Source organism: Novosphingobium sp. BL-S-33 (assembly GCF_056857025.1).
The window spans coordinates 1184202-1196375 of sequence record NZ_CM166475.1 but is presented as its reverse complement, the minus strand read 5'-3'; the positions used below and the strand labels follow the sequence as shown (position 1 = coordinate 1196375).

General features: G+C 59.6%; 10 protein-coding genes. 9 read left to right on the top strand and 1 reads right to left on the bottom strand.

The window, feature by feature from the left end; translation table 11 throughout:
- Window positions 1-438: 438 nt before the first annotated feature.
- Entirely contained in the window at window positions 439-1329 is an 891-nt protein-coding gene (locus AC1VVM_RS21910) for an SDR family oxidoreductase (RefSeq protein WP_482956473.1), read from the bottom strand.
- Here AC1VVM_RS21910 and AC1VVM_RS21905 point away from each other — a divergent pair.
- The 9 genes from AC1VVM_RS21905 to AC1VVM_RS21865 all read left to right on the top strand — a co-directional run bounded on the left by AC1VVM_RS21905 (window position 1288) and on the right by AC1VVM_RS21865 (window position 12094).
- Entirely contained in the window at window positions 1288-2193 is a 906-nt protein-coding gene (locus AC1VVM_RS21905) for an AraC family transcriptional regulator (protein ID WP_482956472.1), read from the top strand. The genes AC1VVM_RS21910 and AC1VVM_RS21905 overlap by 42 nt on opposite strands.
- 236 nt (window positions 2194-2429) lie before the next feature.
- Window positions 2430-3662, top strand: coding sequence for an FAD-dependent oxidoreductase (locus AC1VVM_RS21900; RefSeq protein WP_482956471.1), 1233 nt, complete (start codon window positions 2430-2432; stop codon window positions 3660-3662).
- A complete protein-coding gene (locus AC1VVM_RS21895) occupies window positions 3659-4075 on the top strand; it encodes a thiol-disulfide oxidoreductase DCC family protein (protein ID WP_482956470.1) in 417 nt (138 codons plus the stop codon). The genes AC1VVM_RS21900 and AC1VVM_RS21895 overlap by 4 nt, the downstream gene beginning before the upstream one ends.
- Entirely contained in the window at window positions 4072-5697 is a 1626-nt protein-coding gene (locus tag AC1VVM_RS21890) for a saccharopine dehydrogenase family protein (protein ID WP_482956469.1), read from the top strand. Before AC1VVM_RS21895 ends, AC1VVM_RS21890 begins: the two co-directional genes overlap by 4 nt.
- A 378-nt stretch (window positions 5698-6075) precedes the next feature.
- Entirely contained in the window at window positions 6076-7032 is a 957-nt protein-coding gene (locus tag AC1VVM_RS21885; protein ID WP_482956468.1) for a DUF1214 domain-containing protein, read from the top strand.
- Between the two features lie 29 nt (window positions 7033-7061).
- Window positions 7062-8021, top strand: a complete 960-nt coding sequence (locus AC1VVM_RS21880) for a DUF1214 domain-containing protein (protein WP_482956467.1) — start codon at window positions 7062-7064, stop codon at window positions 8019-8021.
- Window positions 8022-8776: 755 nt separating this feature from the next.
- Window positions 8777-10189, top strand: a complete 1413-nt coding sequence (locus AC1VVM_RS21875; protein ID WP_482956466.1) for a ligand-binding sensor domain-containing protein — start codon at window positions 8777-8779, stop codon at window positions 10187-10189.
- A 66-nt stretch (window positions 10190-10255) separates the two neighbouring features.
- Window positions 10256-10582 (top strand): hypothetical protein, encoded by a 327-nt coding sequence (locus AC1VVM_RS21870; protein ID WP_482956465.1) that lies wholly within the window; start codon window positions 10256-10258, stop codon window positions 10580-10582.
- A 1125-nt stretch (window positions 10583-11707) separates the two neighbouring features.
- Entirely contained in the window at window positions 11708-12094 is a 387-nt protein-coding gene (locus AC1VVM_RS21865) for a hypothetical protein (RefSeq protein ID WP_482956464.1), read from the top strand.
- The last annotated feature ends 80 nt before the right edge of the window (window positions 12095-12174 follow it).

Here is a 12174-nt window from a genome sequence, read left to right as displayed (position 1 = left end):
AAAACTGCCCCCTAAGCCTTGATAGGCGGTGCTAGCTATGTGCTCGATAAGTTTACGGTCAAGTTCCAAGCATAATTACATTTCTGTAACCGCGCGCCTGTCGCTTTCGGGCTTGAGATAGTACCGCGCATTCGCGTCACTCACGAGTGCCGCTATTAAGACCAATCCGAATGTCATATCTTTTTCATCTGGCAGATAGAAGCGATCGGGCTGCTGCCATCCCGATTGCAGGACTGGATGGGCTCGCGCGACACCTTTCATGCTGCTGACTGGCCAGATCAGCCGGCGACCCATCCGAGACACTCAGCGGCCAAATCTGTGTTTTCAGGAGCGGACGGTCGGCTCTTCGGCGACTGTCGTCCAATTCCCTCAGATCGATGGCGACTACGCGGACGACTGTACCGATGACAGCAGTCGCCCACTGATCGTAAACTATGGTTATTCGGCTTCTGCCATCCACTGCACGGCGTCCTCACCGGCAGGAATCTTCAGCGGTGCGTTCGGATCGGTGGCGGCCTGCCAGACCGCCGCGGCCACATCGGCTGCATGGGTTACCGGACCACTCTCTTCGCGGAAGCCGGCGATCATGCCTTCGATCATCGGCTTGTAGTCGGCATTATCCAGACCCCGCAGATGCGGCATGGCATTGCTGCCGAAGCTTGTCTCGGGCGAGCGCCCCGGCAAGACGATATGCACGCGCACGCCGAAAGGCTCCATTTCGACCGCGAGGCTCTCGGTAAGCGCGTTCACGGCCGCCTTGCTTGCGCGGTAAACACTGACCAGGGGCAGCGGCTTAAGCGTTGCCGAGGAGGTCACATTGATGATCGTGCCGCTTCGGCGTTCCCGGAACTGGGGCAGGATTGCCTGCAACATGGCCAGCGTTCCCAGCGTGTTGGTTTCGAACAACTGCCGCGCGGTGTCGGGCTCGATCAATTCAATCGGGACGGCGGCGCCGAACCCGGCATTGTTGACCAGCACATCGACCGTGCCGGCTTGCGCGAGTACGCTCGTGATGCTGCCCGGATCAGTAACGTCGAGGGACAGAACGGAAAGATTGTCGGATTGGGGCAGGATATCGGCCTTGGGCTGGCGCATCGTCGCGATGACGTTCCAGCCGTTTTGGAGGAACAGTTTCGCAGTTTCGAGGCCAAAGCCAGAGGAACAGCCGGTGATGAGGATGGTAGGCATGACAACGTTCCTTTTGGTTTGCGGTCGTCCCACATATGGCCATGGATCGTCAGACCATCTATGGTCAACTGTCTCGAATCCATTGGCGATAGTCCTGTAATGAATGTCGATCCGCTTGCCGAAATCGTGACGCTTCTCCAACCCTCGGCGAGTTACTCCAAGCTCGTCGAATATGCCGGGTGCTGGCGCATTCGCCGTGATGTCGAGGGCAAGCCAATCTTTCTCGCCGTCCTGGAGGGCGAATGCCGATTGGTGTCGCCGGGTCGGCCGCCAATCATCGTCCGCGAGGGCGATTTCGTGCTGTCACCTTCGACCAATGATCACATCGTCGAAAGCATCGATGCGCCGTCGCACGCAGTCGCAATGGTGCCGACGGAGATCGGCGAAGGGCGGTTTCGGGTCGGACAGCTTGGCGATCCTGTCAATCTCAGGATGCAGGTGGGCATTTGCAGCTTCGCCTCGCCCAATGCTGCTTTGCTCGTATCCTTGTTGCCGGCGATGATCGTTGCCCGCGGCGAGCCGCGGCTCGCGCTTTTGCTGCAACTGGTTGCGGACGAGACCCGGATGTCCCGACCGGGACGCGAGCTGGTGTTGGAGCGCCTGCTCGAAGTGCTGCTCATTGAGGCGCTGCGATGCGGGGCCGATGTAACGTCGATACCCAGCGTCTCGCGCGGGCTGGCCGACGACCGCCTGGTCTCCGCCTTGCGCGCCGTACACGCGCGACCCGCACATAGCTGGACCGCAGCCGATCTTGCGGCCGAGGCTGGTATGTCGCGCTCGGCCTTCTTCGCACGCTTTAATCGGATCGTCGGGATGCAGCCGATGGAATATCTGCTGGCCTGGCGCATGGCACTTGCAAAACGCCTCCTCCGCACGCGCGAACTGGCGATAGAGCGTATCGCCGCACAGGTCGGCTATGGCTCAGCCAGCACGTTCAGCACTGCCTTCACTCGCCACGTTGGAATGCCGCCGATGCGATACGCTCGGGCAGTAATCGCTGAATAGCAAAAACGGCGGGATTCCGTCCGAAACTGCCATTTACTTTGGGAGTTGGAACGGCGACATAGTCCCAACTGCCACCTACCGATGTCGACCCCTGTCGGTCGTTCAGCCCGTGGTTTTCCGTTTCCAACTGCGCCTGCCGGCTTCTTCATTTTGGATGCTCAAGACCGGCCGGAATGTGCGCACCGGTCGTCACACGCCCTATTGGACCAACCCGCATCATGCGCTAGGCGACAGGAATGCGGGGGCTGAACATTGCGATTGCCGGCTGTGGGCCGTGCGGGCTGGCTGCGGCCCTGTTGCTTCACCGTGCCGGGCATCACGTTTCCCTGTTCGAACGGTTCGAGACACCTCGGCCTATCGGGTCCGGACTGATGATCCAACCTACGGGGATGGCGGTCCTTGACCGGCTCGGCCTGCTGGACGCGGTGCTGGCGCGCGGCGCGCGCGTTGACCGCCTGTTCGGCACGGCGGGCAAGCGGGTCGTGCTCGATGTGCACTACGCTGCGCTGCGCCGTCCAGACACCTTCGGCATTGGCATACACCGCGCCAGCCTGTTCGCGGTCCTGCACGAGGCCGTGCTGCAATCGGGCATTCCCCTCCACTCCGGACGTACCTTGGCCGCGAGTACGCTGCTGGGAAACAAACGCACGTTGCGCTTTGCCGATGGCCAGACGAGCGGCCCCTACGATCTCGTCGTCGATGCCCTGGGCACACGAACGCCGCTTGCTCAACCGACAGGCCGGGAACTGGCCTACGGAGCACTGTGGGCCAGCCTGGACTGGCCTCAGGGTGCCGGATTTGATCCCCACGCCCTTGCCCAGCGTTACGACCGTGCGAGCATCATGGCGGGCGTTTTGCCCATCGGAACACCACCGGGCGCGACTGTGCCGAAGGCCGCTTTCTTCTGGTCGCTCCGGGCGGATCGGCTGGACGACTGGCGCGACGTTGGACTTGCCGCCTGGAGGGCGCAGGTCGCCGCGCTCTGGCCCGATTGCGCTGCGCTACTCGATCAGATCAACGATCCGGATCAACTGACTTTCGCGCGCTATGCGCATCGCACCCTGAACTCGCCGGCGGAACCGGCGCTGGTCCATATCGGTGATGCATGGCATTCCGCCAGTCCGCAACTGGGGCAAGGCGCCAACATGGCGCTGCTCGATGCCTGGGCGCTGGCGCGTGGTCTGGAGCATGCGGACACGGTCGACGAAGGCGTTCGGCACGGCATCCGGCTGCGCCGTCGCCATGTCCTGACGTATCAATGGCTGACTGCGCTGTTCACCCCGGTCTATCAATCCGACAGCCGGTTGCTGCCGTTGATCCGTGACCGTCTCGTCGGCCCCCTGTCGAAGCTGTGGCCGGCCACTGCCATACAGGCATCGATGGTGAGTGGATTGGTAGGCAATCCGCTCCGCCCGCTGGGTCTGGAAGACGATCTTCAGATGGCCCGGCCCGTTGAGGAAGCGGCATGACTGCCACTTCGGACTATGGCGATCACCCGATCATCGTGTTCGACGCGATGTGCGTGCTGTGCTCCGCCAATGCCGCCTTCGTGCTGCGGCATGACAAGATCGGGCGGTTCCGACTTGCCTCGATGCAGGGGGAGGTCGGAGCCGCGCTCTATCGACGGTTCGGCATCGACCCAGCCAATCCAGAAACATTGATCGTGGTGGAGGGCGACACGGCCTTGCGGAACAGCGATGCGGTGCTGGCCATATGGGCAGGCCTCGATCGTCCGTGGAACGTGCTGGCAATGTTGCGGATGGTGCCGCGCTGGCTGCGCGATCCGGTCTATCGCTGGATCGCACGGCATCGCTACCGATTGTTCGGGCAGAGGTCGGCCTGCTGGATACCGACGCCCGAGCAGGCCGGCCGCATCCTGTGACCCGCATTCTGCTCCTCGGCGGCTATGGCGGCTTCGGCGGGCGCATCGCCCGGCGGCTTGCTGCTGCGGGGCATGAGGTGCTGGTCGCGGGCCGGTCCTTCGACAAGGCGCGGGCCTTCTGTGGGGAAACGCCGGGCCTGATACCGCTGGCACTGGACCGCAGCCGGATCGCTCAGGCTTTGGGCGAGCACCAGCCTGGCATGGTGGTGGATGCATCGGGTCCGTTCCAGGCGATGGACCATGCCATTCCGAAGGCCTGCATCGCCGCCGGAGTGCATTATATCGACATCGCCGACAGCCGCGATTTCGTGTGCGGTATCGCGGTACTCGACGCTGCGGCGAAAGACGCCGGGATCGTCGTCCTTTCCGGCGCATCAAGTGTGCCAGCCTTGTCGGGCGCGGCCGTACGGCATCTCGCCGGGGGCATGGACAGGGTCCGTTCGGTCGAAATGGCGATCAGTGCGTCGAACAAGGCGGCGGCGGGCCCGGCCGTGTCTGCGGCGATACTGGGCCAAATCGGGCAGCCCATGCACCTGTGGCGGGGGCAGCGCTGGACGCAAGCCTTCGGATGGCAGGAGATGCATACCGCGCGGTTCGAATGCGCGGGGGGCGAAGCGATCGCGCGGCGCAGTGTTGCGCTCGTCGACGTGCCTGACCTTTCCCTCCTGCCCCTCAGGCTGGCAGGCCGTCCCGCCGTCGCTTTTCGCGCGGGCACGGAACTGGGGTTTCAAAATTGGGCGCTGTGGTTCGCAAGCTGGCTAGTGCGCACGCGCCTCGTCGCATCTCTCGCGCCGTTTGCATGGCTCCTCAACCCGCTCCAGACACTAACCCGTTCGCTCGGCAGCGATCGGTCTGCCATGATCGTGCGCCTGTTCGGCGATACGGCCGGACAACGAGTGGAGCGGCGATGGACACTGATTGCGGAACGGGGGGACGGGCCGGAAATACCGACCTTGTCGGTCGCGCCGATCGTCGCGCGCATCCTTTCGGGCAAGGCGGCGGCGGGCGCGCGCGATGCCGGCGAGGCGCTGACGCTCGACGACTATGCCGATGCGTTCAGGCAATTGACCATCCACTGCTGCACGCAGGAACTGACGGCATCGCCCTCTTTGTATGAGCGCGTGATGGGCGACCGCTTCGCGCAACTGCCGCTGGAACTCCGCACAATCCACGATGAGCATCGCGATGCGGGCGCGACCGGAGAAGCGCAAGTAACGGGCGCCGCGAACCCCATCGCCGCATTCGTCGCCCGGATCGTGGGATTCCCGAAACCCGGCCTCCATCGCCTGCACGTCCATTTCCGGGAGAGCGGCGGGTGCGAAACCTGGACCCGCGATTTCAGCGGACGGCGTTTCCGCAGCCATCTCAGTCAGCGCGGTTCCCAGCTTGTCGAGCGGTTCGGCCCCCTGCGCTTTGCCTTTGACCTTCCCAGTGACGCTCAAGGTTTAAGTATGGTGATGCAGCGGTGGTGGATCGGCCCGCTGCCTTTGCCGAAATTCATGGCTCCGCGTTCAATCGCGAAGGAATGGAGCGAAGACGGGCGTTTCCATTTCGACGTCCCCATCGCGCTGCCGGTAATAGGACGACTGATCCATTATCGAGGATGGCTGGAGAAAGCGTAAAGGGCGAGATATCCAAGCATCCCGTTTCTTTGTCTGACTGCCACCGACCCATCTTTGTCGTTCATGGACAAAATTTCGATCCCCAGGTCCGGACCTTCAGCTATTCAAACCTCGCACCCTCCAATGACGGCAAGGGACTGATCGCCTTCGAAACAAAGACACTCCAGCCGTCCGTTGGCTGGCAGATTCGCGGGGGCAGAATTCCTACTTGGTACTCCTACTATCGACCGTTCAATTCCTACCGGGACGGATCCTTCGCATCCGAGACCAGCTAAGTCTTTCCCCCCAAGCGTCTGCGGGTTCGCCCCGATTGGCGGGAACCAAGAGGGCAGGCGACTGTATTGCCCGGGCTGTCGACGAATTCGCGATGGAGCAGGTATGACAGGATCTACGGCAACCGTTCCGGTGACGGTGGACAATTTCAGGCGCGCCGAAACGGAGCTTTACCTCAAACAATTGTCTGCGCAGGGCGCGTACGGCCAATTCAAACATGATCGCGACGCGCCAGCCGCGGACAATCAGGCCGTCATCCGCCTGAACCGCGACACGCTCTACAGCTATGCGGTGCTGGACCTGACTTCGCCCGCGACCATCGTGAAGAGCGATACCGGCACGCGCTTTCAGTCGCTGATGGTGATCAACCAGGACCATTATATCAAGCTGGTCGCCTACAAGCCGGGTACCTACCAGCTCACCCACGATATGGTGGGCACGCGCTATGCGGTAGTGGCCTGCCGCACCTTCCTGAACCCGGCCGATCCGCTGGATGTACAGGCCGCGCACGCCGCCCAAGATGGAATCGTTTTGAGCCAGGCCGACGCGGGGAGGCTCGAACTGGTGGATTTCGACCAGACCCAGCGCGCCAGACTGCATGACCTGCTGAACGAGCTGGCCGCGTTCGAGCCGGATCCGAAGGGGCGCTTCGGTGACGAGAAGGTTGTCGATCCGGTGCATCACCTGATCTACACCTCGGCCGGCTGGGGCGGGAACGCGGCCGAGGACGCAATGTATATCTCGGGCAGCGTACCGGCGAACGACGGCACGACCAGCTATGTGATGACGCTCGCGGACGTTCCGGTGGACGGCTTCTGGAGCCTGATCGTCTACAACAAGGACGGATTTTTCGAGGCCCCGGTGGACGCTGTTTCCTTCAACAGCGTCACCGCGACACCGAATGCGGACGGCACGGTGACGCTGCATTTCGGCGGCGATCCCAAGGCGCCCAATTACCTCCGGATCATGCCCGGCTGGAATTACATGCTGCGCCTCTATCAGCCGCAACAGCCGGTCCTCGACGGCAGCTGGAGCGCACCGATTCCAACGCTGGCAGAATAAGGGGGAAAGGCATGACTGCGAACACGACGATGGCCGCCGCGCCGCTGGTACCGGTCAATCTCGACAATTTCATCCGGATCGAAACACATCATTATATGAAGCAAGCGGTGGACAAAGGCTGCTTCGCCAAACTCTTGCATGCGCGTGGCCCAACGCCGGTGGACCAGCAGATCATCATCCGCCTTAACCTCGACACGCCCTACAGCGAAGGCGTGTTCGACTTGACCTCGCCACTGACGATCACGATGCCGGACCCAAAGGACCGCTTCCAGTCGCTATTGGTGATCAGCGAAGACCATTATATCCAGCATGTCAGCTATGGCGCCGGCACCTACAGCTTCACGGCTGACAGCGTCGGCAGCCGCTTTGCCTATGTCTTCATACGGACCTTCATGGACTCGCTCAGCCCCGACGATCTGACAGCCGGCGCCGCCCTGCAGAACCAGATCCAGGTGGAGCAGGCGTCGATAGGTTCATTTGAAGTACCCGCCTGGGATCCGCAGAATCTCGCCAATGTGCGCGCGGCGCTTCTGGCCGGGGCTGTATACATGCCGGATGCAAAGCGGGCCTTCGGACGGCCGGACCAGGTGGACCCGGTGCGACGGCTGTTCGGAACGGCGGGCGGCTGGGGCGGCAATAACGAGCATGACGCTTTCTATTTCCCGTTCCAGCCCGCCGATAATGACGGCAACACGCCCTATGTGCTGACGGTCGGGACTGTGCCGGTGGACGCCTTCTGGTCGATCACCGTCTATAATCAGAAAGGCTATTATGAGGCGCCCGAAAACGCGATCTCGGTGAACAACGTTACCGCCAGCCCGAACGAGGATGGCACGGTAACGATCCATTTCGGCGGCGATCCCCAGGCACCCAACTATCTGCGGATCATGCCCGGCTGGAATTATCTGGTGCGATTATACCGTCCGCAGCAGGTGATCGTGGACGGCGACTGGCATTTTCCCACGGCCTCTCCAGCGGCAAAGTTATGAGCAGCATGACCAACTCAGGGACAGGGTGCTGCCCATCGCTAATTGCAACTCTTAAGGCTGAACTTGAGTCTCGAGCGACCAAGGTGGGATGATTTTCTGCTGTCCTGCGACGACCCTTATAAGACGCTGAGCGATCAAATCCCGGCCCCTAGGTGCAGACCGTCCGGTTTAGGTAGCTCGCGACCCTAGTGCAACGTTCGCTGATGGGCTTTGAGAGGCGGCTTCCGCTAAGACTTACCATTCGTGGAGCGCGGAACTGTCCAGCAACAAGTCCCGATTTCGGCCGTTCAGCTTCCCCTATGCCATGCAGCGTAGCAACGGTTTGCCATACGCGTCCTCAATAAGCGGCAGGTCGCCGTGACGCAGGATCTCAATGGCTTTCAATAGGGCATACTGGTGATCCTCGACGTTCGACCCGTCTGTCGTTGCTCCGGGAAGCGGCACTCTGCCAGACCCTTTCCGATCGTCGTCCGCGAAGAGAGACCAAGCCGCCCGATGAAGTCGCGGGGATAGGACTGCGCTGATTCCGGTCGTTTACGGACGAGTATGACCGGCGACATCGACACTTCGGCGGTCCCGGCTGGTCGCCAAATCGGCGCAGCGCAAGAAACTGTTGGGTGCCTGCGATGGCAAAGTCGTGCGTCTGTTAGATGATACTCAATTCGACCGAATGTGCTACTTTGCTTCAGCGGTGACTGGCGGGTCCAATATGAAAGAAGGCGATGCTTGCGAAAGAGAGCGTGAGGTGTGCGTGGGTGGCCGCATTGATCGTGGCATCGTCACTGCTATGCACCTCGGCCCTTGCGCTCGACCCTCGTCGGCCGATCAACAGCTACCAGCATACGCGCTGGGGAACCGCCGAGGGCGCTCCTGCCATTATCACCGCAATTACCCAGGACAGGCATGGGTATTTGATCGTTGGAGCTGCAACAGGCCTCTATCGGTTTGACGGAATTACCTTCGAGCTTATCCGGCCAGACGATGCGGAACTGACGCGGGGGCGTGTAGTCCATCTCCTGCAAGGAAAAGATGATACAATCTGGGCCTTTTACGACACCGGCCAAGTCGCGAGCTATCGCAACGGCAGATTGACGCGCGATCGGACGATCCCAAAAATCCCGGCGAAGACTCCAGCAGGCGCCGTACAGACGTCAGATGGAGACCTCTGGATGGATGGCAGCGGATCAGGGACCGGAATCCTACGTCGCCATAACGGCAGTTGGCAGCCTGTAACAGCAGAAGCGGGGATCAACCCGTCCGAGTGGGCAAACATCTTCCTGGCGGCACGTGACGGCTCGTTATGGATCTCAACCAACCACTCTCTTCTCGTCAAACGACAAGGAAGTGAGCGCTTTGAGACGCTGAAGCCTGCGACCTTGCGAACGGTCCTCAGTCAGGACCGTCAAGGGCAGATCTGGGCATCCGATAGTCACGGTACAGTCGCGATCGACGCTCACGGGCGATCAATGGGACAGGTTTACCTGACGCCAAATTTTCAAAATTTTACCGCCAAAAGTCTCTTCGACCGCGATGGCAACCTATGGATGGCCAACGGTCAAGAGATTTTACGAGTTCGCACGCCGGGCCAACCTGTTCGCTCACCAAGCGGGCGCGTCTTGCCGGCCGTGGAGCGGTTGACGGCCAACGACGGGGTCGGCGCGAATACGACCATGTTTGAAGATCGCGAAGGCAATATCTGGGTCGGTACGTCGCGCGCGCTGCACCAGTTTCGGGACGTACCTATCTTCCTGGAGCCGATGCTGGCGACTACATCTGCTGGCTCGCAAATAAGCATGCTCGCAGCCTCGGACGGGACGGTCTACATGGCGGTGGGGCAATCCTTGTTCCGCGCTCGGCCTGGTGCCAGGCCAGAGAAAATCGCTAACCTCGCTGCTAGTGCAGATTGCCTCACCGAAACCAATGATGGGGCTATCTGGCTATTCGAATTCGATCGCGTTGTTCGGCTTCATAAGGGCATAGCCACCGAAATGGTGAGGTCGAAAGACCTTGCCAGCTTCGGCGTTTATAATGACGGTGGATGTGCGGCCGACAATTATGGCACAGCCGTGACAATCGAAGGTTGTGTTGCGTTTCCCAATCAAATGTCGATTGGCCGGCGATGTCCGCTTGCCCCAACAAAGCGGAATGGCCGATTTTCAGAGTTTTAACCGGAAACCTGCCATGCCGGACACGCCGACATTGCTGCCGTCGGCAGCATATGTCACCATCTGGCAATGAGGATCATTTCGATAGCTATACTTTTAGTGCTCGGCGGCTGCGACCAGCAAAGTCAGCGCATTTGGAACTGCTCCTCCAAGCCAATAAATGTTACAAAATTACTAGATAATGGTCGTCAATATAATGATGTGATCAAGGCTCGAAGCTATCTCGCTTCGATGCATGGTGGTGTACAAATTATTGCACTCGAAGTTGGCGATAAGGGTAATCGGCACATCATTTGGTCGCGGGAACAATCTGGATCAGACTTTTCCTCTTCTGCCGATGATGCTTGCGGAACAAAATTGGATGGGGTCGCTGGCGAGCAGCTTTACGACCGCTAACCTAGGCAAAGCGGAATGGCAGATTTTCAGGATTTTAATCCGAAAGCCGGCTATCCGGATCCGCCGACATTGCGGACATGACTTCCGTTGCTAAAGTCGTACGATGTCTCTTGAGATTGCTATCCCGGTCGCTCTTTTCGGCGTACCGATCTATGATCGGCTATTAACCTCGCACGCTGCGTCATTCATGCCCAGCCTCAGGTACAGCTATACGCCGTTCACTAGGCTTAGATGGTTGAGTTGCATCGTTCTTTTGATCCGTACTTTCATCACGTTCTTACTGGCCGAGCCTCCGGAGCAGAGAATCTGGGTGGGAGTACCGTGGCTGGCTGCGATGTTCTTCCATGGTGTTGTTGCCATGGCCGACCTAGTTCGGCAACGGCGGGACGCAGCTACTAGGCCTCACGGCAACTAACCCCAGCAAAGCCGAATGGCAGGCTTTCAGCGTTTTAATCGGAAATCTGCCATTCCGGACACGCCGACATTGCAAATACTCTGCGGGCGTCAATGCTCGTCAAACTCCGCGCACAGTGTAAGGTGTTTCCATGTATCTGTTGCCTATCGCCGTTGCGGTATCACTCGCAGCCCTTGCACAAAGTGCTACGATTGACTGCCATGCCGGGCCGTCCGATTTTTTGAGTGGCAAACAATACTGGAGCGGCATACCAGCGGACGTGGAAACTCCGGTGAAGAACCGGATTTATGTCCTGAAGTCAGGGGAAATTACCTGGAACCATTATCCCCTTACTATTGATGAGCTAGATTATTTATTAAAGCAAGTTCGCAACTCCGGTTATCACCCCCTGACCCAATTTGAGTGGGATGATAGAGCCCCGTGCAGTAGCATTGAACTCGTGCGCAGCATGATGCGACAGCGGCTAGGATGCGCCCATTCACGAAATTGTATGGAAGGGGCGGATCCGCGAGCAGTGCTTCCGGCTAGCCGCCCCTAACGTCCGCTTCACCCAACTTTCCGACTTTGAGGGCGCCTGATTCGGTTGCCGAGAGCGGTCGGTCATTCAGCCGAAGGGCTGCTTTTCAAGATTTTAACCTGCAAGGGGCCTGTTCGGAGCCGCCGACAAAATCGCCATTCGCTATGCGATGATTAGCCGCTAAAGCTGCCAGATGTTCATTAGGTTCGTAATTGACGCATTGGATGAGGATTCAGGTCGGCGGCAGGGGCTGTTTCAAGCTGGAGAAGGTCTGGCTTTAAGTGGCCATATGAATTTTGATGATCTCGAATATCTCGAAACTTTATATTCTTGGTTCAAAGCTAATCTGCCTGTGCCGACTCGTTTTGCACTTTCTGCAAGGCCCCATGCTAAAGCACAGGCGTTAAGCTGGTTTCGCGCCACTTCAGTCGAGCATATTGATCAGATGCGAGAATATCAGCGGGTTTTGGAGCAATACGGCCTTCAAATCACCATGCTTAAAACCAGACGCCCCGGCTACATCGTGTTTGAAGATCAGCATCAGGTGGTTGCATATCCATTTGCCGATACCCCGTGTTAAGTGTCCACTAAATCGGCCTCTCTGTTCAAAACCAGCCGGTCAGCTTTCCCCAACAAACCGCAATGGCAGAGTTGCAGGGT

Excerpts from the sequence above, each read along its gene's own strand:
- AC1VVM_RS21905 (WP_482956472.1), top strand. The coding sequence starts at position 1,288 with ATGAATGTCGATCCGCTTGCCGAAATCGTGACGCTTCTCCAACCCTCG.
- AC1VVM_RS21900 (WP_482956471.1), top strand. The coding sequence starts at position 2,430 with ATGCGGGGGCTGAACATTGCGATTGCCGGCTGTGGGCCGTGCGGGCTG.
- AC1VVM_RS21895 (WP_482956470.1), top strand. The coding sequence starts at position 3,659 with ATGACTGCCACTTCGGACTATGGCGATCACCCGATCATCGTGTTCGAC.
- AC1VVM_RS21885 (WP_482956468.1), top strand. The coding sequence starts at position 6,076 with ATGACAGGATCTACGGCAACCGTTCCGGTGACGGTGGACAATTTCAGG.
- AC1VVM_RS21880 (WP_482956467.1), top strand. The coding sequence starts at position 7,062 with ATGGCCGCCGCGCCGCTGGTACCGGTCAATCTCGACAATTTCATCCGG.
- AC1VVM_RS21870 (WP_482956465.1), top strand. The coding sequence starts at position 10,256 with ATGAGGATCATTTCGATAGCTATACTTTTAGTGCTCGGCGGCTGCGAC.
- AC1VVM_RS21865 (WP_482956464.1), top strand. The coding sequence starts at position 11,708 with ATGTTCATTAGGTTCGTAATTGACGCATTGGATGAGGATTCAGGTCGG.